Here is a 23,833-nt window from a genome sequence, read left to right as displayed (position 1 = left end):
GCGCGCCCTGCTCAAAGAGCGGCCGTCCTGTTGGCACATTGCGACGGTTCCGCAGGTGCGGGCCGTCCGGCAGACCGTTGGGCATGGCACGGCGGCTGCGCATCGGGATCGACACGGGCGGGACGTTCACCGACGTCGTCGCGCTGGACGCCGGAGAGGACGGGGCCGGCGGCGAGCTCGTCACCACCAAGACCCCGTCCACGCCCGCCGATCCCGCCGAGGGGTTCGCGGCGGGCGTCGCAACGGTGCTCGGCCTGCTCGATGGACGGCCTCGTCGACGACCACCCCGTCCGCGCCGGCCAGGTCATCCGCATCCGCACCACCGGAGGCGGCGGCTGGGGCGACCCCCTCGACCGGGACCCGTCCCGCGTCGCGGCCGGACGCTGTCCATGATCTGGTCGGTCGTCTCGAGCCGTTCTGGTATGAAGCCGACTTCGGCGAGCCGCCGCGTCTTGACCAGCAGTTTCGCGCCGTCGATGTAGGCGTAGGTCTGCGGGAGGGACCGGACCAGCCCTCGTCCCCGGCCCCGGCCAGGACGCCGGCCCGGTCGGCGAGTTCGCCGTCCCGCTGCGGTGAGCGTCGACCGCGCCGTCGCGGAGGACGACGCCGTAGTCGTCGCGGGCGCCGGCCGGGGAGACCTTGCCGTCCCTCGGCGACCGCCACGTCACGATCGCGGACATGAACCCGGCACCGCCGGACCACCCCTACATCAACCAGGTCAGCCTCGCCTACACGCTGCTGACCTTCTCCTACACGCCCCTGATCGGGCTGAAGGAGGTCGGGGAGGATGTCCCGGAGGGCGACGCCCTCCTCACCTGGATGGGCGTCTGGAAGATCATCGGCTCCGCGATGGGCATCGAGGAGGGAGGCCTCCCCGACACGTTCGACGAGGCCCGGCACCTCTGGGAGCTCATCATCGCGAGCCCCGGATACGGCCGCAGCGACGAGGGCGTCGAACTCCTGCAGGCGCTCAAGGACCATGTCGCCGCCGGACAGAAGGACGCGGAGACACCGGTCGACCTCATCGGGCAGCACGGGGACGCCGCGGTGCTGGAACTCCTCAAGCCCAAGAAGGCGGGTTCCTGACCGGCGCTCAGGAAACGGGCTGCCGCTCCTGCTCCCGCGTCCGGTGAACGCCGGGAGCGGGAGCCGCCGAACCGGCGCGGCCATCGCGGCGCCGCACCGCCCATCCCAGGAAACCGCTGATCAGGACGGTGAGCACCGCACCCGCCCCGAGCACGAGGAAGACCATGACGAGGTTGACGTCGATCATGTGATGCGCCTTCCCGAAGGGCTGCGAATTCCCTTCACGAATCGCCAGAAGTGACGAGTGTCACAGGCGCTTCGAATGGCATCGAGAGAAGATCTACGGCCTCATTCTAGGTTTTCTCGCCATCATTCTGGAGTCGTCGGCCATGCGATGTGCGCCACAAAAAGAAACAAGTTGGTGCCCGTAGAAGAACCGCGCCGGATCAATAGCGCGCCGGCAGTGGCGCCGTCCCGTCTACGAGGAGGTCGGCGCGGGCCTGGGTGCCGTCCTCGGCGAAGAACGCGGCCTCCCGCGCCGACCACCGGTCCCAGGCGTCGGCGTACTCCGGTCCATCGCGGTCGATGGCGCGGGCCCGCCGCAGCTCGCGCGGCGCGTCGATCCAGATCCGGTACGCGGCGGGCGACCCCGCCCATGCCGCCCCGACGCCTTCGACGATGAGGACGGGCGGCGGCGGGATCTCCTCCGGCGGCCCGTACCGATCAAGGTGCCAGTCGTAGCGGCGCAGCACGGCGGCCCGCCCGGCGCACAGCGGATCGAGGACGGCGCGCCGCAGCGGCTCCCACCAGGTCAGCGGGTCGGCGTCCCACGGCACGCGGAAGTCGTCCGACCGGATCACCGGCGCTCCCGCCAGGACGGCCGCGAGATGGTCGGCGAAGGTGGACTTGCCGGCGCCGCTCGGCCCGTCGATCGCGACCAGCCGCGCGGGCCCGCAGGACGGGGGCAGCGCGAGAAGCCGCGCGGCGAGCGCGGGGTGGGTCCGGGGCGACGGCGGCACGGACGGCATACTTCCAGGTGCCCGCCCCTGAAGGAGGACGCCCCTTGCCCGGACCGCTCGAAGGCGTAGTGATCGTCGACCTCAGCCGTGTGGTCGCCGGACCGCAGGCCACGATGGCGCTCGCCGATCTCGGCGCGCGGGTGATCAAGGTGGAGCAGCCCGGCACGGGCGACGAGACGCGCGGCTGGGGGCCGCCGTTCGCGGGCGAGGACCAGGTGAGCACCTACTACCTGTCGATCAACCGGAACAAGGAGTCCATCACCGTCGATCTGAAGTCGGACGAGGGGAAGGACACCCTGGCGAGGCTGGTGCGGCATGCGGACGTGCTGGTCGAGAACTTCCGCACCGGGGTCCTGGACAGGCTCGGCTTCCCCGTGGAGCGGCTGCACGAGCTGAACCCGCGGCTGATCGTCCTGTCGATCACCGGGTTCGGGCATGACGGCCCGGAGGGCGGCCGTCCCGGCTATGACGCGATCATGCAGGGCGAGGCCGGGATCATGAGCGTCACGGGCCCGCCGGGGACGCCGAGCAAGGTGGGGTTGTCGATCGCGGACATCCTCGCGGCGGGCAACGCCGCGTCCGGGGTGCTGGCGGCGCTGTACGAGCGGACGCGGACGGGCCGCGGCTCGGTCGTGCGGACATCGCTGCTGGCGTCGGTGGTCGGCGCGCACATGTACCAGGGGACGCGGTGGACGGTCGCCGGGGAGGTGCCCGAGTCGGTCGGCAACGACCATCCGACGATCGCGCCGTACGGAACGTTCCGCTGCAAGGACGGCCAGATCCAGATCGGCGTCGCGAACCAGAACCTGTGGCGGAGGTTCGCGCCGCTCGTGGGCCTGGACGCCGACGATCCGCGTTACGCGACGATCCCGAAGAGGTCGGCGAACCGGGCGGAGCTGACGGCCGACATCGAGCGCGTCCTGGCGGGGGACACCCGGGAGGCGTGGCTGGAGCGGCTGAACGGTGCGGGGGTGCCGGCGGGGTCGATCCGGTCGATCGACGAGGTGTACACCTGGGAGCAGACCCGTTCGCAGGGCTTGGTGATCGAGGTGGAGCATCCGACGCTGGGCCGGATCGAGCTGCCGGGCCCGCCGCTGCGGTTCGACGGCGCCGAGCCGCGCGTCCACACCGCGCCGCCGCTGCTCGGCGAGCACACCGACGAGGTGCTCGCCTGGCTGGACGAGCAGGACGCGCGCAATGAGCAAGACCGGCGGGATCTGCTCGACGGGCAGGACGGCCAAGGCTCGTGACCGCGCGGGGCCGGTTGGGTGGGCAAGGCGGAAGAGACGGCGAGGAGCAGGGGAGAGGCCAGTGAGGGATCTGCTCGGCGAGACCGGCGGAGCGGTGCGGATCGCCGACCGCGAGCTGCCGCGCGAGGAGCTGCTCGACCGGGCGTCGGCCGTCGCGGCGGAGATCGCCGGTGCGGGCGCGGTCGCGGTGCACGCCACGGCGAGCGCGGAGACGGCGATCGCGGTCGTCGGCGGCCTCATGGCGGGCGTGCCGGTGGTGCCGCTGCCGCCGGACTCGGGCCCGGACGAGCGCGCCCACATCCTCAACGACTCCGGCGCGGCCCTGCTGCTGGCGGCCCGCGGCACGGACACCGGCGACGGCGGCCCGCCTCTGATCCCGATCGACGACCTCCCCGCGTCCGAGGCGGCGGCCGCCACGCAGGGGCCGGCTGCGGACGCGACCGCGCTGATCCTGTACACGAGCGGGACGACCGGCCCGCCGAAGGGCGTGATGATCTCCCGTGCCGCGATCGCGGCGGCCCTCGACTCGCTGGCGGAGGCGTGGGCGTGGACGCCGGACGACGTGCTGGTGCACGGGCTGCCGCTGTTCCACGTGCACGGCCTGGTCCTCGGCGTGCTCGGGCCGCTGCGGGTCGGGTCGCGCCTCGTCCACACGGGACGTCCGCGGCCGGAGGCGTACGCGGCGGCGGCGAGCGAGGACGGCGGCAGCCTGTTCTTCGGCGTCCCGACGGTGTGGTCCCGGCTGGCGGCCGACCCGGCGTCCGCGGAGGCGATGCGCGCGGCGCGGCTGCTGGTGTCCGGCAGCGCGCCGCTGCCGGTGCCCGCCTTCGAGCGGCTGGAGGCGCTCACCGGCCACCGCCCGGTCGAGCGCTACGGCATGACCGAGACCCTGATCACCGTCAGTGCGCGCGCGGACGGCGAACGCCGTCCCGGTTACGTCGGGTTCCCGCTGCCCGGCATCGAGACGCGCCTCGCCGCGGAGAACGGCGACGCGGTCCCGCACGACGGGGAGACGCCGGGGGAGCTGCACGTCCGCGCCGAGCACCCGTTCAAGGGCTACCTGAACCGCCCGGAGGCGACCGCGAAGTCCTTCACGCCGGACGGCTGGTTCCGCACGGGCGACATCGCGACGATCGGCCCGGACGGGTGGCACCGCATCGTCGGCCGCGCGTCCACCGACCTGATCAAGAGCGGCGGGTACCGGATCGGCGCGGGCGAGGTCGAGAACGCGCTGCTCGCGCACCCGGCGGTGCGGGAGGCGGCCGTCGCGGGGACGCCGCACGACGATCTCGGCGAGCAGGTCACCGCCTACGTCGTCGCGGACGGGGTGACGGAGCGGCAGCTGATCGACTTCGTCGCCGGGCGGCTGTCGGTGCACAAGCGGCCCCGCGTCGTCCATCTGGTCGGCGCGCTGCCGCGCAACGCGATGGGCAAGGTCGTGAAGACCCGCCTGGGCGACCTCGCTCCGTAGCCGTGGGCAGGGAGCGCGCATGAAGCTCGTGACGAACGCCCGCCTCGCCGGACGGGACGGCCTGCACGACATCGAGATCGACGGCGACCGCTTCGGCCGCGTCGCCCCCGCGGCCGAGCCCGGGGGCGGGCCCGCCGCCGACGTGCTGGTGGACGCGGCCGGCGGCCTGGTGAGCCCGCCGTTCGTGGAGCCGCACGTCCACCTCGACACCACCCTCACCGCCGGCGAGCCGCGCTGGAACGCGTCCGGGTCCCTGTGGGAGGGGATCGCGGTGTGGAGCGAGCGCAAGGCGACCCTCACCCGCGACGACGTCATCGCCCGCGCGACCGAGGTGCTGCGCTGGTACGCGGCGAACGGCGTGCTCCACGTCCGCAGCCACGTGGACGTCACCGATCCCGGGCTCGTCGCGCTCGACGCCATGCTCGAGGTCCGCGAGCGCGTCAAAGACGTCATCGGGCTCCAGCTCGTCGCGTTCCCGCAGGAGGGCGTCTGCTCCTTCGACGACGGCGCCGAGCTGCTGGAGGAGGCCGCGAGACGCGGCGTCGACGCGGTCGGCGCGATCCCGCACTTCGAGGACACCCGCGAGGACGGCGTCCGCTCCCTTGAGATCGCCTTCGACGTCGCGCAGCGGTACGGGCTGCTGCTGGACGCGCACTGCGACGAGATCGACGACGAGCAGTCCCGGTTCGTGGAGGTGCTCGCCACCCTCGCCCGGCGCGGCGGGCTCCAGGGCCGCGCCACCGCGTCCCACACCACCGCGATGGGCTCCTACAACGGCGCCTACTCCTACAAGCTCCAGCGGATCCTGGCGCGCTCGGGCGTCAACCTCGTCTGCAACCCGCTCGCCAACCTGTGCCTGCAGGGCCGGTTCGACGCCCACCCGAAGCGGCGCGGCCTCACCCAGGTCAAGGAGATGCTCGCCGCCGGGGTGAACGTCGCGTTCGGCCACGACGACGTCATGGACCCGTGGTTCCCGCTCGGGACGGCGTCGCCGCTGCAGGTCGCGCTGGTCGGGATCGCCGCCGCGCAGCTCACCGGCGCCGCCGAGATCGACGAGGCGTTCGCGATGGTGACGGACCGGGCGGCGCGCGTGCTCGGCCTCGGCGACGGCTACGGCATCGCGCCGGGCCGCCCGGCGAACCTGGTGGTGCTGCCCGCGTCGTCGCCGTACGACGCCGTCCGGCGGCAGACCCGGCCGTCCCACGTGATCGCCCGCGGCCGGGTCGTCGCCGAGACCCCGCCCGCGGTCACCCGGCTGACCTGGCCCGGCCGCGCCCCCGAGGACGTCGACTTCGTCCGCGCCCGCGACCGCGATCCGGGCCGGAGCTAGGGGAGCAGGGCCGGGAGCAGCGGCCGGACGAGGTCGGCGGCGGCCGACTCCGGCAGTTCCGGCGCGTCCGGCGGCGCGGCGTAGTAGTGCAGGAAGCCCTGCTGGAAGCAGCCGCCCATCAGCAGCGCGGCGACCGCGGCGGTGTCGGCGCCCGCCGCGACCCGGCCGAGGTCGCGCTCGGCGTCCAGGTAGCGGGCGAGCGCCCGGACCGGTTCCCGCGGTCCCGCGCCGTACTTGCGCAGCGCCTCGCGGCTCGCCGCCATCAACTGCGGCTGCGCGGCCATCGACGCCATCATCGGGAATGCCCGCCGGTAGAAGGCGAGCCCGCCGTGCGCGACGCCGACCAGGTTGGCCTCCACGGTCGCCTCGCCCGCGACGGCCTTCGCGGTGAACGCCGGCATCCGCTCCTTGAGCACGGCCAGCATCAGCTGCTCCTTGTCGCGGAAGTGCTTGTACAGCAGCGCTTCGGAGTACCCGGCGGCCTTCGCGATCTCCTTGGTGGTGGCGCCGGCGACGCCGCGTTCCCGCATGACGTCGGCCGCCGCGTCCAGGATCCGTTCGCGCGCGCTCATCGGCCCGTCCCCTTGACAGTGAGTGGATACTAACCTCAGGATAGGGGTTAGTGAAAATTTACTCACCCCTGGGGGGATCACGATGAAGCTCACCGTCTTCGGCGCGACCGGCGGCATCGGCACCCGGCTCGTCCGCCTGGCGCTGGACGAGGGCCACGAGGTCACCGCGGTCGTCCGCGACCCCGGCCGGCTGCCCGCCGGCCTGCGCGAGCGCGCCGCCGTCGTGCGCGCCGACGTCATGGACCCCGCAGCGATCGAGCCGGCGGTGAAGGGCGCCGACGCCGTCGTCAGCGCGATGGGCGCGCGCGGCGCCGGTCCCACCACCGTCTGCGGCGACAGCTCGCGCAGCATCATCGCCGCTATGCGCGCGACCGGCGCCGGGCGGTTCCTCATGGTCAGCATGGGCGCGATCTCGACCGAGCCGGGCGACGACCCGCTCACCCGGTACGTCGTCAAACCGCTGGTCCTCAGCCGGATCCTGCGGCACGGCATCGCGGACATGCGGGTCGCCGAGGCCCAGGTCCGCGACTCCGGGCTCGACTGGACGATCGTCCGCCCGCCGCGGCTCACGAACAAGGAGGGCCGCGGGCGCTACCGCAAGGCCGTCGACCGCAGCGTGACCGGCGGGTACAACATCACCCGCGACGACGTCGCCAGGGCCCTGCTCGACCTCACCGGCGACCTGGCGTCCATCGGCCACGTGATCTCCATCGCCGGCTGACCCGCGCCCGCGCCCGCACCGGCACCCGCATGACACCTGTCATGCGGAACGGCTGACAGCCGCCGCCCGAACAGGTGACACGTCCTTCTACCGCCGCCCTGCGCGCCCCGCGAGACTGGGAGCATGGACGACTTCGGCGCCGACGACGAGCACCTCATCCGCGGCGCCGTCGCCGCGCTGCTCGGGCTGGAACCCGACCTGGAGGTCGTCGCCGAAACCGGCCGGGGCGACGAGGTCGCCGCCGCCGTCGCCGCGCACGATCCCGACGTCGCCGTCCTCGACATCGACATGCCCGGCGCGGACGGCCTCACCGTCGCCGAGGACCTCGCCGCCGCGGGCGCCCGCTGCGCGGTGTGCATCCTCACCAGCTTCGGCCGCCCCGGCTACCCGCGCCGCGCGATGGCCGCCGGGGTGCGCGGCTTCGTCGCCAAGGACGCGCCGACGCAGGAGCTGGCCACCGCGATCCGCAAGGTCCACGGCGGCGGCCGCTACCTGGACGCCGAGCTCGCCGCGACCGCGATGGCCGCCGGCGACAACCCGCTGACCGAGCGCGAGCGCGAGATCCTCCGGCTCACCGGCGCCGGCACCGAGACCGCCCGCATCGCGACGCTGCTGCACCTGTCGGAGGGCACCGTCCGCAACTACCTCTCCACGGCGATGAGCAAGCTCGGCGAGCCGTCCCGCTTCGCCGCCGTCCGCGCCGCCCAGGAGATGGGCTGGATCTGAGGCGCCCCGTAGGCTGGTGCCGTGACTGAGCCTCTGGTGCCGCGGATGCGGGAATTCGGCGAGACGATCTTCGCGGAGATGTCCGCGCTGGCCACGGCCACCGGGTCCATCAATCTCGGCCAGGGCTTCCCGGACGCCTCCGGCCCGGAGGCGATGCTGGACGCGGCGGTCGAGGCGATCCGGACGGGCGGCAACCAGTACCCTCCCGGCCCCGGGCTGCCCGAGCTGCGCGAGGCCGTCGCGGCGCAGCGGCTCGAGCGTTACGGACTGGAATACGACCCGATGTCCGAGGTGTACGTGACCGTCGGCGCGACGGAGGGCATCGCCGCGTCCGTGCTGGCGCTCGCCGGGCCGGGCGACGAGGTCATCGTCTTCGAGCCGTACTACGACTCCTACGCCGCCGTGATCGCGCTGGCCGGGGCGGTGCGCAGGCCCGTCATGCTGCGCCCGGCCGAGGGCCGCTTCACGTTCGACCCCGACGAGCTGCGCGCCGCCGTCGGCCCCCGCACGAAGGCGATCCTGGTGAACTCGCCGCACAACCCGGCCGGGACGGTGTTCACCCGCGCCGAGCTGGAGGCCGTCGCGGGCGTCTGCCGCGAGCACGACCTGGTCGCGATCACCGACGAGGTGTACGAGTACCTGACGTTCGACGGCGCCGAGCACATCCCGCTCGCCGCGCTCGACGGGATGCGCGAGCGGACCGTGTCGGTGTCGTCGGCGGGCAAGACGTTCTCGGTGACCGGCTGGAAGACCGGCTGGGTGACCGCGCCGGCCCGGTACGTTCGAGCCGTCCAGACCGTCAAGCAGTTCCTCACCTACGCGGTCAGCGCCCCCTACCAGCGGGCCGCCGCGTACGCGCTGCGCAACGAGCTCCCGTGGGTGCGGGACCTGCGCGCGTCGCTGCAGGCCAAGCGCGACCGGCTCATCACGGGCCTGGAGGCCGCCGGATTCGCCGCGTACCGGCCGCAGGGCACCTATTTCGTGCAGGCCGACATCCGGCCGCTGGGCTTCTCCGACGGGCTCGAACTGGCCCGCGCCCTGCCCGCCAAGGCGGGCGTCGTCGCGATCCCGACGCAGGTGTTCTACGACCACGCGGAGGCCGGCGCCCACTTCGTCCGGTTCGCGTTCTGCAAGAAGGACGAGGTCATCGACGAGGCCGTGGACCGCCTCGCCCGGCTCGCCTGATCTTCCGGGACCGCCCAGGAACACGGCCGCCCCGTCGGGCCGGCCTGGCGGAGGTTGCCGAACGGGCGGTGCCCCTTGGGCTGGTTTCGCCCGTGAGCGCCGCCCGCCGCGCGGTTAGCGTTCGGGCCGTGCCGGGGTACGAACCGATCAGCAGAGCCGGCCGAGGAGCGATGACGTGCCCGATCCCATCGAAGTCCGCAAGATCCCCATCGAGAGCGTGACCGACGCGTCCGGGCTGGCCCGGCTGATCGACGACGGCGTGCTGGAGGCCGACCGGGTCCTCGCGGTCGTCGGCAAGACCGAGGGCAACGGCGGCGTGAACGACTACACGCGGCTGCTGGCCGACCGCGCGTTCCGGGAGGTGCTGGTCGCGAAGGGCACCCGCCCGGCGGAGGAGGTCGCGCGCGTCCCGCTGGTGTGGTCGGGCGGCACCGACGGGGTCCTGAGCCCGCACGCGACCGTGTTCGCGACCGTCGACCCGGCGAACGCGCCGCGCACCGACGAGCCGCGCCTGTCGGTCGGCGTCGCGATGAGCGAGGTGATCCGGCCCGAGGACATCGGCCGCCCGGCCATGGTGGAGACGGTCGCCGCCGGGGTCCGCGACGCGATGAAGACCGCCGGGATCGACGACCCCGCCGACGTCCACTACGTGCAGACCAAGACGCCGCTGCTCACCCTCGACACCATCAACGACGCCAGGTCGCGCGGGCACGTGGTCGTCACCGAGGACACCCTGAAGTCGATGGACATCTCCAACTCGACGACCGCGCTCGGTATCGCCGTCGCGCTCGGCGAGATCGAGCCGCCGTCGGCGGAGCAGATCCACAAGGACCTGACGCTGTTCTCGTCGGTGGCGTCGTGCTCGTCCGGCGTCGAGCTCGACCGGGCGCAGATCGTCGTCGTCGGGAACGTGCGCGGCATCGGCGGCCGGTACCGCGCCGGGCACGGTGTGATGAAGGACGCACTCGACGCCGACGGCGTCTGGGACGCGATCAGGTCCACCGGACTGGACCTGCCCGAAAGGCCCCGCACGTCCGACCTCGGGGACCGGCTCGTCAACGTGTTCATCAAGTGCGAGGCGGACCCGTCCGGGTCGGTGCGCGGCCGCCGCAACATCATGCTGGACGACTCCGACGTGCACTGGCACCGGCAGATCAAGGCGTGCGTCGGCGGCGTCGCGGCGTCCGTCACCGGCGACCCGGCGGTGTTCGTGTCGGTCGCGGCGGTGCACCAGGGCCCGTCCGGCGGCGGCACCGTCGCGGCCATCGCCGACCTCGGCTGACCGGCGTCCGAAACGCAGCGGAAGGCGCCGGTCGGCACGCCCGGTGCGATGCCGGATACAGAGAGTATCCGATTCGTGCGCGCGGCGGTCGCCGGAGGCTATAGCCTTCCTGCCGTGTCCGGACTGACCATTCCCGAACCCCAGTTCCCCGGGGACGACGGCGGCGCCGACCCCCGGCTGTGCGAGGCCCTCGCCGGATACGCGGCCGGGCGCGTCGGCCAGCACGCGGTGCTGCGGCGGCTGCAGGACGCGCGGCTGCTCGTGCCGATCGTCGCCGTCCTCACCGAGGTGGAGGACGCCGAGCCCGGCGGGTTGGGCCGGGAGAAGTCGAGCGACATGGCGCTGCCGACGCTGATCGGCGACGACGGCCGCCGCGGCGTGCTCGGCTTCACCTGCGTGGACACGATGAAGGCGTGGCGCGCCGACGCCCGCCCCGTCGCGGTCCGCGCCGGCGACGCCTGCCGCGCCGTCCTCGACGAGGGCGCGGACGCGCTGGTGGTGGACGTGGCGGGCCCGGTCCCGTTCGCGGTGGAGGGGCTGCGGCTGCACCTGCTCGCCGAGGGCCGGCCGGTCCCGCCGCCGCACGAGGACCCGGACGTGCTCGCCGCCGTCGAGGCGGCGTTCGGCTCCGAGCAGGCCGTGACCGGGGTCCGGCTCGCCGAGGGGACGTCGGCGGAGCTCGCCGTCCGGTTCGCGGTGGTGCCGGGGCACGACGAGCGCGTCACGGTGCGGCGGGTGTCGGACCGGCTCGCCGAGGTGCTGCGCGGCCGGATCGTCGGCGGGGTCGAGCTCAGCGTCGTCCGGCGGGGCTGACCGCCCGGAAAACGGTTCGCGCCCGGCGGGTAGCCGTCGGCATCCTGGGCCGATGCACGACATCGACGTGGACGCCTTCGTCGCGGACGGGTTCGTCCGGGTGCCGGAGGCTTTCCCCCGGGACCTGGCCGCCGAGTGCCGCGAGATCCTCTGGCGCGACACCGGCTGCGATCCCCATGACCGCTCGACCTGGACGAAGCCGGTGGTCCGGCTCGGCGGGTACGCGCAGCCGCCGTTCCGGGCGGCGGCGAACACCCCGCGTCTGCACACCGCCTACGACGCGGTCGTGGGGAAGGGCGCGTGGGAGGAGCCGGGCGCTCTCGGCACGTTCCCGATCCGCTTCCCGAGCGACGAGGCGCCCGGCGACGACGGCTGGCACATCGACGCGAGCTTCCCCGGCGACGACCCCGGCGACTTCATGAGGTACCGGGTGAACCTGGCCTCCAAGGGCCGGGCGCTGCTGATGCTGTTCCTGTTCTCGGACGTGGGCGAGGACGACGCCCCCACCCGCGTCCGTGCCGGCTCCCACCTGGACGTCCCGCCGCTCTTGGAGCCGGCGGGCGACGCGGGCGTCTCCTTCATGCGCCTCGCGCGCATGGCCGTCCCGGCGACCGAGCACCGCCCCGTCGCCCTCGCGACCGGGCGGGCCGGCGACGTGTACCTGTGCCACCCGTTCCTCGTACACGCCGCCCAGCCGCACCGCGGCACCGAGGTCAAGTTCATGGCGCAGCCGCCGCTGCCGCCGTCGGGGCCGCTCCCCGAATCGTCGCCGGTGCGGACGGCGATCCAGCGAGGTCTCGGGCGCTGACGCATCTACGCTTAGCGCTACGCACGCTCAGCCCGAACACCGCGCTGCGCGTCCTCGGGCCCGAGCCGTGGCGCGTCGCCTACGTCGAGCCGAGCGTCCGCCCGGACGACTCCCGCTACGGCGGCAACCCGAACCGGCTGCAGACCCACACCCAGTTCCAGGTGGTCCTCAAGCCGGAACCGGGCGACGCGCAGGAGCTGTACCTCGGCAGCCTCGCCGTGCTCGGCATCGACCTGCGCGCCCCGACGTCCGGTTCGCCGAGGACGCGCCGCGGGCCCCGCCACCTCGCCGGCTCCACCGGTCCGCCCGTCCGGCCGTCCCTTCTTCGTCAACAGTCACCGTTGTCGCCGCCCGCGCCCCTCGGCCAAGATCAATTCACTTGGCATGGAAGGGGTCAAAGGTGACAAACCTCCACGATGGACGGGACTACCGCGCACGCGGCTGGTGGCGGGACGGGACGTTCCTGGACGACCTCGCCGCGCGGGCCGCCGCCGCGCCGGACCGGCCCGCGGTGGTCGGCCACTTCTGGGAGACCGCGGACGGCCCCGACACCGTGCTGAGCTGGGCGCGGCTGCACGAGCGGGTGGAGCGCTGCGCCGCCGGCCTCGCCGCGCTCGGCGTCCGCCCCGGCGACCGCGTCGCGATGCAGCTGGTCAACCAGTGGCAGGCGACCGTCCTCGCGCTCGGCTGCGGCCGGCGCGGGCGCGGCGGTGGTGCCGTACTACATCGCGACCGGCGCCGCCGACACCGAGTGGATCCTGCGCGAGTCGGGCGCGGTCGCGGTGGTGTCGCTGGACGAGGTGCGCGGTCTCGAGATCGCCGCGACCATCGCCGGGATGCGCGACCGGCTGCCCGCGATGAAGCACCAGATCGTCGTCGGCGGGAAGGTCCCCGAGGGCGCGATCGGGTTCGAGGACGGGCTGCTCGCCACCGGCGCCGCGCCGCCCGAGCACCGCCCCGGCGGCGACGACGTCTTCCAGATCATGTACACCTCGGGGACGACGGGCCGCCCCAAGGGCGTCCGGCACTCCTTCAACACCCTGTACGCGATGGCGCGCTCGTACACCGTGCCGCTCGGCCTCGGCCCGGACGACGTGCTGTCCACCCCGTGCATCGTCGGCGGGCAGGGCGGCTGGCTGTACGGGATGCTCGCGCCGCTCGTCGCGGGCGCGACGGCCGTGTGGGCGGACGCGTTCAAGCCCGGCGACTTCCTCGACCTCGCCGCCGAGTACGGGATCACGACCGCGTACTTCACCCCGCGGATCCTGGACGAGCTGGTCGCCGAGCAGCGCGCGAACCCGCGCCCGCTCGCGCTGCGGCACATGGTCACCGGCTCCACGCCGATCCCGCCCGGCCTGCCCGCGCGGTTCCGCGAGGCGTTCGGGTTCCCCGTCCGGCCGCTGTGGGGGATGACCGAGAACGGCGGCGTCACCATCGGCCGCGCGGGCGACCCGCCGGACTGGGCCGCGCGCAGCGACGGGCGCCCGGTCGACTGGATGGAGGTCCGGCTGGTCGGCGACGACGGCGCGCCGGTCGACGGCCCGGGCCGGCTGGAGGTGCGCGGCGCGAACATGTGCCTCGGCTACGAGGGCGCCGACGACGCCTTCGCCGCGACGCTGCACGACGGCTGGTTCGTCACCGGCGACCTGGCCCGCCCGGACGGCCGCGGCGGCATCAAGATCATCGGCCGCACCAAGGACATGATCAACAAGGGTGGGCTGCACGTGCCCGCCGTCGCCGTCGAGGAGGTGCTGCGCGCCCACCCGCGGGTCGCCGAGATCGCGGTCGTCGGCGAGCCGGAGCCGCTGCTCGGCGAGACGGTCGTCGCCGTCGTCGTGCCGGACGGCGAGCCGCCCGCGCTGGAGGACCTGCACCGCCTCGTCCGCGAGGCGGGGATGACCCCCGGGTACGAGCCGGACCGGCTGGAGGTCGTCGCCGAGCTGCCGAAGACGCCGACCGGAAAGGTTCGCAAGCGCGAGATCGAGGAGGAACTCGCCCGCCGGGCGAGCGCCGCCGCCGCGCCGTGACGCCGTCCCGGCGCCGGGCGCTGGCGCTGACCTCGGTGATCCTCGCCAACGTCATGGCGGTGATCGACTACAACATCGTCAGCGTCGCGATCCCGCGGCTGCTGCGCGCCTTCCCGGGCAGCACCCTCGCCGGGCTGTCCTGGACGATCACCGGCTACACCGTGGTGTTCGCCGCCGTGCTGCTGCCCGCCGGCGGCATGGCCGACCGGCTCGGGCCCAAGCGGATCTTCCTCACCGGGCTCGCGGTGTTCACCGCCGGCTCGGCCGCCTGCGCGCTCGCGCCGGGCCCGCTCGGGCTGGTGCTCGCCCGGCTGCTGCAGGCCGCCGGCGGCGGCGCGGTCGTCGCGCTCGCCATCTCCGTCGGGCTCAGCGAGTTCCCCGGCCGCGCCGGGCACGCCTTCGGGCTGCTCGGCGCGGTGTCCGGGATCGCCGGCGCGAGCGGGCCCGCGCTCGGCTCGGCGCTGATGGCGCTCGGCGGCTGGCGCTGGATCTTCCTGATCAACCTGCCGCTCGGCGCGCTCGCGCTGGCCTGCGGCGCCGCCGGCATCCCGCCCGGCGCCCGGACGGGACGGGGCCTGCCCGACCTCGCCGGGGTCGCGCTGCTCGCGGGCGGCGTCGCCGCGCTGGTGCTCGGGCTCGTCCAGGGCCCCGAATGGGGCTGGACGGACCCCGCGGTCCTCGGCGCCGCCGCCGGCGGCACCGCGCTGACCTGGGCCGGCGTCCGCAGGTCGGCGCGCCACCCGCGCCCGGCCGCCGACTTCGCGCTGCTGCGCGCCGCGTCGACGGCGGCGGGGAACGCGGCCATGGCGCTGATGAGCGTCACTCAGTTCGCGGTCGCGCTCTGCGTCGCCCTGTTCCTCACCGAGCGATGGGGCTACTCGGCGCTCACCGCCGCGCTCGCGCTCACTCCGGGCCCGCTGACCTCTGCCGCGGTGTCCTGGTGCGCCGGGCCGCTCGTGCGGCGGGCGGGCGCGCGGTCCGTCGCGGTCGCGGGCGGGCTCGTCGGCGCGGCGGGCTGGTGCTGGCCGCTCGCCGCCGGGGCCGCGGGCGCCGGCCGCGCCTACCCGGCGGTCGTGCTGCCCGCGCTCGTCGTCGGCACGGCCGGGATGGCGGCGACGGCGGTCGCGGTCGAGACGATCGCGATGGAGGCCGTCCCGCCCGCCCGGTACGGCAGCGGCAGCGCGCTGATCATGCTGGCGCGGTCGGCGGGCGCCGCGGCCGGGATCGGCGGGCTGGCCGCCGTGCTGCACGAGCCGTCCGCCCGCGGGTTCGACGCCGCGTGGGCCGGGCTGGCCGCCGGGATGCTCGCCGCCGCGCTCGCGGGCGCCGCCGGCACGCGCGGCGCCCGCGGCCCGGAAAGCGGCCGCGGGCGCCGCCGCGCCGTTTCCGCCGAAGGCGGGGCGCGACACTGAACAATGGCCTGAACGGTCGGACCGGAAATCACCGGAGACCGCGACGGTCATTCGACCGGCCCACGGGCGGGCCATTATCGCGATACCGTCATGCCATTTTCAGCGGATGAATTGTCACCACGGAAGCGTGCGCATGGTCTCACCTCCCCGCACTTGCCGGAAGCTCGCGTGCGGGCGGTCGTCACCACGGAGGCGTGCGCATGTCGGTCACCTCCCCTCGGCCGGATCGGACGGGACCTGGAAGCTCACCACGGAAGCGTGCGCATGCCGGTCACCTTCCCTTCTGGACGGCCCGGGGCCGCGCGTTCGCGGGCCCCGCGGATCGGGGGCGGGCGCCGGGCCGCCCGTGCGGGCGCGCCGGTCACAGGCTCAGCAGGACGAAGTGCTGGGGGAGGTGCACCGCCAGCCCGAGCGGCATCGACGCGGTGATCGTCGCGGTGTCGCCGTGCCCGCGCAGCGCGAGCGCCGACTCCTCGCCGTCCAGCAGCGTCACGCCCGCGCGGAAGTCGCCGAGCAGCACCCGGTCCCGCGCGATCATGCGGGTCCGGGTGATGCGCAGGCCGGCCGCGTCCAGCGCGGGCAGCGCGCCCGCGCCGACGAGCCGCCAGTACAGCGCGGGGTGCATGACCAGGCCGTCGCACGACCCGCCGGTCTCCTCCACCTCGGCGCACGCCGCCATCAGCGACTCCATCGCGTCCCCGGCCGGGGCGTCCAGGCGGCGCAGGCCCTCCAGGTTCAGCAGCCCGGTGATCGCGCCGTCGCCGCTGCCGTGCAGCAGCACCTCGTTCTCCACCGTGCACAGCCGGACGATCACGCGGTGCTCGACGAACCGCGCCAGCAGCGCGGGATCGCGGCACAGCTCGCCGGGCACCGGCACGGCCACGGAGATCTCCGTCAGCTCGGCCTTGGCGGCCGCGGCGCGGAACGCCGCCTCGGGCGTCGCCCGGTAGGCGGTCCCGCTCGCGCCGCCGCCCTCGGCGGGCAGCTCGCGCACGTACCGCAGCGGCCCGCCGGTGACGGTACCGCCCTTGGTCTGCTCCCGGACGGTCGGCCGGGGCCGCGTCGAGGCCAGCGGGAAGAGAGTGGTCAGCGGCCTGCGGACGCGGACGGCGGCGTCGCCGCCGGCCGCCCGGGCCACCGCGACCGCCAGCTCCTCGCCCGGCCCGCGCTCGCGCAGGGCGGGGTCGTCGATGAGGTAGTCCAGCACGGGAGCTCCCCTCACGCGCGCCGCGCACCGGCCCCGGATCTCGGGGCGGTCGGGCCGCGCGGCGCCGATGCCGCACGACGCGATCTTGCGCCGTGCCAGCCTGAAGAGTAAGCAAAGTCCGGCGAAATGAAAAGAGGTCAGACGATCTTGTCGGCAGAAATTCGTCGTGATACAACGACTCTGCGGATTGGCTTCTCCAGCTCAGGACGGTGAATACATGCGGCACCCCGGGAAAGGTGGTGGGCGGGCCGCCGCATTCACCGATCCGGTCCTCGACGCGGCCGCCGGGACCGGCAGCAGGCCGGCCGCCCGGCCGGCCCCCGGCTGCCCGCTGCGCGCCGCCGCGCTCGCCGCGGAACCGCCCCCGGCCCCGCCCTCGACCGAGGCCGGCGCCGCGGCGGAGCCCGCGAACGTCCCGGCCGGCGGAGGGAAGCCGCCGGCCGGGACGCTGGGCGACCGCCGGTGAGCGCCCCGGCCCCGGCGCTCGCCGCCGTCCCCTGGCGGCGCGCCGCCCGTCCCGGCGAGCCGCGCGGCACCGAGCCCGAGTGGCACCGCCGGTTCCGCACCGCCTGGGAGACCCCGCCCCGCGCCCGGTCCGCCGAGGACCTCGGGCTGCTGGAGGCGGCCCGGCCGCTCATCGACGACGCGCGCCGCACGCTGCGCGAATGCCTGCTGTCCGACCTCGGCCCGGACGTCCCGCCCGGCCTGCCGGACCTGCTCGCCGCCGCGCCGCCGCTCACCTGGCTCACCATGGCCGTCCAGCCCGCCCTCGCCGAGGAGCTCGCGGCGGCGTCCGCCCGCGGCCTGGACGGCGCCACGCCGCGGGACCGGTACGCGGCGTTCGTGCGCGGTCTCGCCGACCCCGCGCGGGCGCTGCGGATCTGGGCGGCGTACCCGGTCCTCGCGCGGCAGGTCGTCGAGATCCTGGACGACTGGGTGTCGGCGCGGCTGGCGTTCGCCCGCGAGCTGGCCGCCGACCTGCCCGCCGTCACCGCCGCGTTCGGCGGCGCCGCGGGCCTCGGCGCGCTGACCGGCGTCGAGTTCGGCCAGGCGGAGACGCACCGCGGCGGCCGCACCGTCGCGATCGTCCGGTTCGAGCGCGCCGCCCTCGTCCACAAGCCCCGATCCCTGGCCGTCGACCTGTGCTTCGACCGGCTCCTCGGCTGGTTCAACGACGCCGGCGTCCCGCACCCGCTGCGCCGCCCCCGCCTGCTGGACCGCGGCGACCGCGGCTGGAGCGAGTACATCGAGCCCGCGCCGTGCGCGCCCGCCGGCCTGCCCGCGTTCTTCTGGCGGATGGGCGCCCTGCTCGCGCTGACCCACGCCGTGCACGGCTACGACCTGCACGCCGACAACGTCATCGCAGCCGGCGCGGACCCCGTCGTCATCGACCTCGAGGCGCTGTTCCACACCTCCGGCACCCAGCCCGCCGCCCGCCGCGCCCGGCTCGGCGACCCCGCCGCCGCGCGGCTGGACGCGTCCGTGCTGCGCACCGGGCTGCTGCCCGGCCCGTTCGTCATGCCGGACGTGGACACCGAGCGGCCCTTCGGCGTCGACATCAGCCCGCTCGGCACCGCCCCCGACCGCCGCTCGCTCATCCCGACGCCGCTCACCGACGACCCCGGCACCGACGGATGCGGGTCCGGCTCGGCTACCGGACCGTCCCGCCGCCCGCCGGGCGCCTCCGCCTTCCCGGCGGCGGCACCGTCGACCCGCGCCCGCACCGGGACGCGCTCGTCGCCGGGTACACCGCCGCCTACCGCCGCCTCGCCTCCGCCGGGACCGGGCTCCTCGCTCCGGGCGGACCGCTGCACGGGTGCGCGGACGTCCCGGTCCGGCTGATCCAGCTGTCGACGTTCCTCTACGTGCGGCTGCTGCTGGAGAGCTGGCGGCCCGGCGAGGTGCGCGACGCCGCCCTGCGGGAGCGGGGCCCCGCCCGCCTCGACGCCGGCTGGCCCGGCGTCCCGCACCGCGACGCCCTCGTCGCGGCGGAGAAGGCGGCGCTGTGGCGCGGAGAGGTGCCCGTCTTCGAGGTCCGCCCCGGCCACCGGGACGTCCGGCTGGAGGACGGGACGCGGCTCGCGGACGTGCTGCCCGTCCCGCCGCTGGAGGAGACCGCCGCCCGGCTCGCCGCGCTGGACGAGGACGACCTCGCCGTCCAGATCGGGATCATCGACGCGAGCCTCGCCGCGCTCCCGCCCGCCGCCGGCGCCCGCCCCGGCACCCCGCGCGGGCCGCGCCCGTCCGGGGACCTGCTGCGCGACGCGCTCGGCATCGCGCGGCGGCTGGACGCGGCGGCCGTCCGCTCCGGCGACCGGATCGGCTGGCTCGGGATCGAGGTCGTCGACGCGCGGACCCGCCGCGTCGCGCCCGCCGGGCTCGACCTGTACGGCGGGCTCCCCGGCATCGGGCTTTTCCTGACCTACCTTTCGGCCGTGACCGGTGAACCGTGGGCCGGCCGCCTCGCGGAGCGCGTCGCCGACGAGGTCGCCGCGCGGCTCGCCGCCGCGTCCGCGGTCCGGGGTGCGGTCCCGCCGCTCGGCCCCGTCTACCACCTGGCGCACGCCGCCGCCGTGCACGGCCGCCGCGACCTCGCCGAGGCGGCCCGCGACGCGCTGCTGCCGCCGCCCGGACCGCCGCGGCCCGGCCTCCCGTCCGGCGACGTCCTCGAAGGCGAGGCCGGCCTGGTCCTCAGCGCCCTCGCGCTGCACGCCGTCCTGCCCGGCGAGCAGATCGCGGGCGTCGCCCGCGCCGCCGGCGAGCGGCTGCTCGCCCACGACCTGACCGGTCCCGGGTTCGGGTACGGCGCGTCCGGCGCGGCAGTCGCGCTGGCCCGGCTGGACGAGCTGTGCCCCGACCCCCGGTTCGCGTCCCGCGCGCGGAGCCTCGCCGCCGGGGAGCGCGCGCCGGGCCGCGACCCCGGCTGGTGCCAGGGCGCGGCGGGCGTCGCGCTCGCGCGGCTGGAACTGGCCGCCCGGTACCCCGAGGACGCGGCCCCGCTGGGACGATCCCTCGCGACCGCCGCCTCCGTCCTGCGGGACGCCGTCCGGCGGGACGCCGCCCCGCCGGACGACTCGCTCTGCCACGGCACGGCCGCCGTCCACGAGGCGCTGGCCGCCCTGGACGGGAGCGCGCCCGCTCCGCGCCGCGACGCCTGGCGCACCGCCCTGCCGGAGCCCGCCCCCGGGCTGCTCGCCGGCCTGTCCGGCGCCGGGTACGCGCTGCTGCGCCGCGCCCGGCCCGCCGAGGTGCCGCCGGTGCTCGCGCCGGCGCCGCCCGCCCCCTCCGCCGGCCTCCCGTTCCCCCCAGAGGAGACTGCCCCATGACCGTGGACGTTCAGCCGGGACCGCTCGCGATCGACGGCGCGGAACCCGTGCGCACCGACCCCTGGCCCACCTACGACAAGGGCGACGTCTTCATCGAGGAGGAGGACCTGGAGGCCGCGCTCGACGCCGTCCGGGCCCGCCTCTACTTCCGCTACGACCAGCGCCCCCACGCCGAGACGCGGACCGGCCGCCTGGAACGGGAGCTGTGCGCGTTCTTCGCCGCCCCGCACGCGCTGACCTGCGCCAGCGGCACCGCCGCCATCACCCTCGCGCTGCTCGCGCTGGACCTGCCGCCCGGCTCGCTCGTCGCCTGCCCCGCCTTCACCTTCGCCGCGACGCCGAGCGCGATCCTGCTGGCCGGGCACCGCCCGCTGCTCGTCGAGTGCGACGACGACCTGCACCTGGACGTCGCGGACCTGCGGCGCCGGCTCACCCCCGAGGTCCGCGCGATCGTCGTGGTGCACATGCGCGGGTTCGCCTCCGACATGGACGCGGTCTGCGCCGTGGCCCGCGAGCACGCGATCCCCGTCGTCGAGGACGCGGTGCCGGCCCTCGGCGCCCGGCTGCGCGGGCGCCCGCTCGGCACGTTCGGCGACGCCGGGGCGTTCAGCACCCAGTCCGACAAGTCGCTGAACACCGGCGAGGGCGGGTTCCTGCTCGCCCGCGACCCCGCCGTGCACGCCCGCGCGATCGTCTACTCCGGCGCCTACGAGGGGCGGATGGCGCGGCACTTCGACGGCCCGCCCCCGGCCGTCGACGACCTCGCGTACCCCATCTTCGGGCTGCGGATGGACGAGATCCGCGCGGCGCTGGCGTCCGCGCTGCTGCGGCGGCTGCCCGAACGGCTCGCCGCGCACCACCGCAACTACGACGACGTCGCCGCGCGGCTCGCGGACGTCCCCGGCATAGCGCTGCGCCGTCCCGTCGCCGACCACGCCTATCTCGGCGAGGCGCTGGTGTTCCGGCTGCCCGGCGCCGGCGCCGGGGCCACCGCCTGGACCGCCGCCGCGCTGCGCGCCGAGGGCATCGACGCGCGCGCGCTCGGAGACCCTGGCGACACCAACGTCCGCGCCTTCTGGAACTGGCGGTTCCTGTTCCCCGACCCCGCTCGCGCGCGCGCCGAGTTCCCCCTCACCGCCGCGCGGCTCGACGAGTCCGTCGACATCCCGCTGTCGGCCAACCTCACCGAACGCGACCGCGACCACCTCGTGACGGCGGTGCGGAAGGTGGTCGGGGCGGGACGCTTCTGATGGTCCGCGTCCTGTACGTGACCGGCTGGTGCCGCAGCGGGACGACCCTGCTCGGCAACCTGCTGGGGGAGTGCGGCGGCGCCGTCCACGTCGGCGAACTCCGCTACCTGTGGACGAACGGGATCCTCGGCCGCGGCACCAACACCGTGTGCGGCTGCGGCGCCGACGTCGCGTCCTGCCCGCTGTGGAAGGGCGTCGTCGCCCGCGTCGCCGGGGACGACCCGGCCTGGCACGCCGAGCGCGCCGTCCGCCTCCAGCGGGCCGCGCTGCGCACCCGGCACACCGGCCGCCGGCTCGCCGAGGCGCGCGGGGTCCGCGCCGCGCATCCCGCCGTCGCCGCGCTCGCCGCGCTGTACGCCGCGATCGCCGAGGAGACGGGGGCCCGGCTGATCGTCGACACCGGCAAGTTCCCCGCCGAGGCCGCCGCGCTGTGCGGCGCGCCGGGCGTGGACGCCCGCGTCCTGCACGTCGTCCGGGACCCGCGCGCCACCGCCGAGTCGTGGCGGCGCGCCAAGGAGTACATCCCCGCGATGGGCGCCGCCCGCAGCACCGCGTACTGGACGGGCTTCAACCTCGCCTCCGAACGGATCGTCCACGCCTTCCCCGGCCGTTCTCTCCGGCTGCGGTACGAGGACTTCACCGCCGATCCGCGCGGATCCCTGGCGCGCGTCATGGCCCACGCCGGGCTGGACGGCGACCCGCCCGTGGACGCGGACGGCCGCGCGGACCTCGGCGTCAACCACACCGTCACCGGCAACCCGGACCGGCTGCGGCGCGGCCCCGTCCGCGTCCGCGAGGACGACGCGTGGACCCGCTCCCAGCCGGCGCCGGCCCGGCTGATCGCCACCGCGCTCGCCCTGCCGCTGCTGGCCCGCTACCGCTACCCGCTCGTCGCGTCCCCGGCGCGCCCGCCCGCCGGGACGCCCCTGCCGAGCGGGAAGCCGCCGCAGAAGGAGGGAGCCGCCTGATGGACCTCGGCCTCACCGGACGCGTCGCCATGGTCGCCGCCGCGACCAGCGGCCTCGGCCTCGCCACCGCCCGCGAGCTGGCCGCCGCCGGCGCCGACGTCGCGATCTGCGGGCGCGACCCCGAACGCCTCGACCGCGCCGCCGCCGAGATCGACAAGGCCGGGCCGGGACGCGTCGTCCCGACGCCGCTCGACGTCCTCGACCACGCCGCGTCCACCGCCTGGGTGGACGCCACGGCCGGCGGCCTGGGCGGCCCGCACGTCCTGGTCACCAATGCGGGCGGCCCGCCCGCCGGCCCCGTCCTCGGCCGCGGCCTGGAGGAGTTCCGGGCGGCCGTCGAGCTGTGCGTGCTCAGCCACATCGCGCTCGTGCAGGCGGCGCTGCCGCACATGCGGGCGGCGGGCCACGGCCGCGTCCTGATGATCGCCTCGGAGACGATGCGGCAGCCGACGCCGCGCTACGGCCTGTCCAGCACCGTCCGGCCCGCGCTCGCCGGGTTCGCCCGGACGCTCGTCCGCGAGCTCGGGGCCGCCGGCATCACCGTCAACGTCCTCGCCCCCGGCTACCACCGCACGCCCGCCGTCGCGGCGATGCCGGACCTCGACGAGGTCGCCGCGTCCATCCCCCTCGGCCGGCTCGGCAGCCCGTCCGACTTCGGCGCCGTCGCCGCCTTCCTGGCCGGCGAGCAGGCCGGGTTCGTCACCGGGACCACCCTCGTCGTCGACGGCGGCCTCGGCCAGGGCATCTGACCAGCGTCACCCCCGAAGGAGAACAGGTGGACTTCGCCGACGTCCTCGCCAACCGCCGGATGGTGCGCCGCTACCTGCCCGACCCCGTCCCGCCCGAGACGGTCGGCCGGATCGCCGCCGCCGTCCGCAGGGCGCCGAGCGCGGGCTTCAGCCAGGGCCACCGGCTCCTCGTCGTCACCGACCCCGCCGCCCGCGCGCGCGTCGCCGAGCTGGCCGAGGAGTCCTACTACACCGGCCGCGGCGAACCGCCCTGGCTCTCGGTCGCGCCCGTCCTGATGGTGCTCGGCATCTGCGAGGACGACTACCACGCCCGCTACACCAAGGCCGACAAGCTCGTCGACGGCCAGGAGATGCAGTGGCCCGCCCCCTACTGGTGGGTGGACTCCGGCGCGCTCCTCACGCTGATCCAGCTCACTGCGATCAACGAGGGCCTCGCCACCGGGTTCGCGACCGTCCGCGCCAAGGACGAGCTCGCCGCGTTCCTCGGCATCCCGCCCGAGATCGCCGTCGTCGGCGTCATCACCGTCGGCCGCGCCCACCCCGACGCGCTGCGCCCCGCCGACCGCGAGCGGCTCCGCGCCCTGCGCAAGCCGCTCGGCGACCTCGTCCGGTACGAGTCGTGGAAGGACGGCGCCCCGCCGCCGGGCCGCGGGCCCGCCGCGTCCGCCTGACGGTCCTCCCCGCCCCGCCG

Annotated in this window: 24 protein-coding genes and 2 pseudogenes; 22 read left to right on the top strand and 4 right to left on the bottom strand. The window is 75.6% G+C overall.

Annotated elements, in window-relative coordinates; all coding sequences use genetic code 11:
• The first annotated feature begins 83 nt into the window (after nucleotides 1-83).
• Nucleotides 84-482: a hydantoinase/oxoprolinase N-terminal domain-containing protein gene (locus F8568_RS47080; RefSeq protein ID WP_202125465.1), complete on the top strand. Its 399-nt coding sequence runs from the start codon at nucleotides 84-86 to the stop codon at nucleotides 480-482.
• Between the two features lie 196 nt (nucleotides 483-678).
• The gene (locus F8568_RS29175) at nucleotides 679-1,086 is read left to right on the top strand and encodes an oxygenase MpaB family protein (RefSeq protein ID WP_151596898.1); all 408 of its coding nucleotides are present in this window, start codon (nucleotides 679-681) and stop codon (nucleotides 1,084-1,086) included.
• 7 nt (nucleotides 1,087-1,093) lie between these two features.
• Here F8568_RS29175 and F8568_RS29170 read toward each other — a convergent pair whose 3' ends face one another.
• Both F8568_RS29170 and F8568_RS29165 read right to left on the bottom strand, forming a co-directional pair.
• Entirely contained in the window at nucleotides 1,094-1,273 is a 180-nt protein-coding gene (locus tag F8568_RS29170; RefSeq protein WP_151596897.1) for a hypothetical protein, read from the bottom strand.
• Nucleotides 1,274-1,472: 199 nt separating this feature from the next.
• Nucleotides 1,473-2,045, bottom strand: a complete 573-nt coding sequence (locus F8568_RS29165; protein WP_328601068.1) for a uridine kinase family protein — start codon at nucleotides 2,043-2,045, stop codon at nucleotides 1,473-1,475.
• A gap of 44 nt (nucleotides 2,046-2,089) precedes the next feature.
• Here F8568_RS29165 and F8568_RS29160 point away from each other — a divergent pair, with 44 nt between their 5' ends.
• The 3 genes from F8568_RS29160 to codA all read left to right on the top strand — a co-directional run bounded on the left by F8568_RS29160 (nucleotide 2,090) and on the right by codA (nucleotide 6,096).
• Nucleotides 2,090-3,295 (top strand): CaiB/BaiF CoA transferase family protein, encoded by a 1,206-nt coding sequence (locus F8568_RS29160; protein WP_151596895.1) that lies wholly within the window; start codon nucleotides 2,090-2,092, stop codon nucleotides 3,293-3,295.
• A 61-nt stretch (nucleotides 3,296-3,356) separates the two neighbouring features.
• Nucleotides 3,357-4,766, top strand: coding sequence for an acyl-CoA synthetase (locus F8568_RS29155; RefSeq protein ID WP_328601067.1), 1,410 nt, complete (start codon nucleotides 3,357-3,359; stop codon nucleotides 4,764-4,766).
• Nucleotides 4,767-4,785: 19 nt separating this feature from the next.
• On the top strand, nucleotides 4,786-6,096 hold the full coding sequence (gene codA / locus F8568_RS29150) for a cytosine deaminase (RefSeq protein ID WP_151596893.1): 1,311 nt from the start codon (nucleotides 4,786-4,788) through the stop codon (nucleotides 6,094-6,096).
• On the opposite strand, the gene F8568_RS29145 is transcribed toward codA, so the two are convergent.
• Nucleotides 6,093-6,668 carry a TetR/AcrR family transcriptional regulator gene (locus tag F8568_RS29145; RefSeq protein ID WP_151596892.1) on the bottom strand — a complete coding sequence of 192 codons (576 nt, stop codon included), beginning with the start codon at nucleotides 6,666-6,668 and terminating at the stop codon, nucleotides 6,093-6,095. The two genes, codA and F8568_RS29145, sit on opposite strands and share 4 nt — an antisense overlap.
• A gap of 82 nt (nucleotides 6,669-6,750) precedes the next feature.
• Between F8568_RS29145 and F8568_RS29140 the strand changes: the two genes are divergently transcribed.
• The 10 genes and pseudogenes from F8568_RS29140 (at nucleotide 6,751) to F8568_RS29095 (ending at nucleotide 15,642) form a co-directional block, all read left to right on the top strand.
• A complete protein-coding gene (locus F8568_RS29140; protein WP_151596891.1) occupies nucleotides 6,751-7,389 on the top strand; it encodes an NAD(P)-dependent oxidoreductase in 639 nt (212 codons plus the stop codon).
• A gap of 123 nt (nucleotides 7,390-7,512) precedes the next feature.
• The gene (locus F8568_RS29135; protein ID WP_151596890.1) at nucleotides 7,513-8,115 is read left to right on the top strand and encodes a response regulator transcription factor; all 603 of its coding nucleotides are present in this window, start codon (nucleotides 7,513-7,515) and stop codon (nucleotides 8,113-8,115) included.
• A gap of 21 nt (nucleotides 8,116-8,136) precedes the next feature.
• Complete coding sequence (locus F8568_RS29130) at nucleotides 8,137-9,300, top strand: pyridoxal phosphate-dependent aminotransferase (RefSeq protein ID WP_328601066.1); 1,164 nt, start codon at nucleotides 8,137-8,139, stop codon at nucleotides 9,298-9,300.
• 175 nt (nucleotides 9,301-9,475) lie between these two features.
• Nucleotides 9,476-10,582, top strand: a complete 1,107-nt coding sequence (gene bar / locus F8568_RS29125; RefSeq protein ID WP_151596889.1) for a barbiturase — start codon at nucleotides 9,476-9,478, stop codon at nucleotides 10,580-10,582.
• A gap of 114 nt (nucleotides 10,583-10,696) precedes the next feature.
• A complete protein-coding gene (locus tag F8568_RS29120) occupies nucleotides 10,697-11,395 on the top strand; it encodes an SseB family protein (protein WP_151596888.1) in 699 nt (232 codons plus the stop codon).
• A gap of 52 nt (nucleotides 11,396-11,447) precedes the next feature.
• The gene (locus F8568_RS29115) at nucleotides 11,448-12,203 is read left to right on the top strand and encodes a phytanoyl-CoA dioxygenase family protein (protein WP_151596887.1); all 756 of its coding nucleotides are present in this window, start codon (nucleotides 11,448-11,450) and stop codon (nucleotides 12,201-12,203) included.
• Nucleotides 12,158-12,607 (top strand): glycine--tRNA ligase subunit alpha, encoded by a 450-nt coding sequence (locus tag F8568_RS48715; RefSeq protein WP_328601071.1) that lies wholly within the window; start codon nucleotides 12,158-12,160, stop codon nucleotides 12,605-12,607. Before F8568_RS29115 ends, F8568_RS48715 begins: the two co-directional genes overlap by 46 nt.
• A pseudogene (locus F8568_RS51160) lies at nucleotides 12,604-12,894 on the top strand (AMP-binding protein); the annotation flags it as partial. The gene F8568_RS48715 and the pseudogene F8568_RS51160, both read left to right, overlap by 4 nt.
• A 22-nt stretch (nucleotides 12,895-12,916) precedes the next feature.
• Entirely contained in the window at nucleotides 12,917-14,230 is a 1,314-nt protein-coding gene (locus F8568_RS51155; RefSeq protein WP_160573795.1) for an AMP-binding protein, read from the top strand.
• The gene (locus F8568_RS29095) at nucleotides 14,227-15,642 is read left to right on the top strand and encodes an MFS transporter (protein ID WP_328601065.1); all 1,416 of its coding nucleotides are present in this window, start codon (nucleotides 14,227-14,229) and stop codon (nucleotides 15,640-15,642) included. The genes F8568_RS51155 and F8568_RS29095 overlap by 4 nt, the downstream gene beginning before the upstream one ends.
• Before the next feature lie 361 nt (nucleotides 15,643-16,003).
• Here F8568_RS29095 and F8568_RS29090 read toward each other — a convergent pair whose 3' ends face one another.
• Nucleotides 16,004-16,849: a family 3 encapsulin nanocompartment shell protein gene (locus F8568_RS29090; protein WP_202125463.1), complete on the bottom strand. Its 846-nt coding sequence runs from the start codon at nucleotides 16,847-16,849 to the stop codon at nucleotides 16,004-16,006.
• A gap of 217 nt (nucleotides 16,850-17,066) precedes the next feature.
• Here F8568_RS29090 and F8568_RS29085 point away from each other — a divergent pair, with 217 nt between their 5' ends.
• The 7 genes and pseudogenes from F8568_RS29085 (at nucleotide 17,067) to F8568_RS29060 (ending at nucleotide 23,813) form a co-directional block, all read left to right on the top strand.
• Nucleotides 17,067-17,315 (top strand): hypothetical protein, encoded by a 249-nt coding sequence (locus tag F8568_RS29085; protein WP_151596885.1) that lies wholly within the window; start codon nucleotides 17,067-17,069, stop codon nucleotides 17,313-17,315.
• Nucleotides 17,316-17,599: 284 nt separating this feature from the next.
• A pseudogene (locus F8568_RS48705) lies at nucleotides 17,600-18,825 on the top strand (DUF4135 domain-containing protein); the annotation flags it as partial.
• A 42-nt stretch (nucleotides 18,826-18,867) separates the two neighbouring features.
• Nucleotides 18,868-20,175: a lanthionine synthetase LanC family protein gene (locus F8568_RS29080; RefSeq protein WP_407924493.1), complete on the top strand. Its 1,308-nt coding sequence runs from the start codon at nucleotides 18,868-18,870 to the stop codon at nucleotides 20,173-20,175.
• Nucleotides 20,172-21,425: a DegT/DnrJ/EryC1/StrS family aminotransferase gene (locus tag F8568_RS29075; RefSeq protein ID WP_151596883.1), complete on the top strand. Its 1,254-nt coding sequence runs from the start codon at nucleotides 20,172-20,174 to the stop codon at nucleotides 21,423-21,425. The genes F8568_RS29080 and F8568_RS29075 overlap by 4 nt, the downstream gene beginning before the upstream one ends.
• The gene (locus tag F8568_RS29070) at nucleotides 21,425-22,393 is read left to right on the top strand and encodes a sulfotransferase family protein (RefSeq protein ID WP_151596882.1); all 969 of its coding nucleotides are present in this window, start codon (nucleotides 21,425-21,427) and stop codon (nucleotides 22,391-22,393) included. Before F8568_RS29075 ends, F8568_RS29070 begins: the two co-directional genes overlap by 1 nt.
• Nucleotides 22,393-23,142, top strand: a complete 750-nt coding sequence (locus F8568_RS29065; protein WP_151596881.1) for an SDR family NAD(P)-dependent oxidoreductase — start codon at nucleotides 22,393-22,395, stop codon at nucleotides 23,140-23,142. Before F8568_RS29070 ends, F8568_RS29065 begins: the two co-directional genes overlap by 1 nt.
• 26 nt (nucleotides 23,143-23,168) lie before the next feature.
• Entirely contained in the window at nucleotides 23,169-23,813 is a 645-nt protein-coding gene (locus F8568_RS29060) for a nitroreductase family protein (protein ID WP_151596880.1), read from the top strand.
• The last annotated feature ends 20 nt before the right edge of the window (nucleotides 23,814-23,833 follow it).

This window comes from Actinomadura physcomitrii (assembly GCF_008923205.2).
Classification (GTDB): Bacteria; Actinomycetota; Actinomycetes; order Streptosporangiales; family Streptosporangiaceae; genus Spirillospora; species Spirillospora physcomitrii.
The sequence above is the reverse complement of the archived record's forward strand: the minus strand, read 5'-3'. Positions and strand labels throughout refer to the sequence as shown.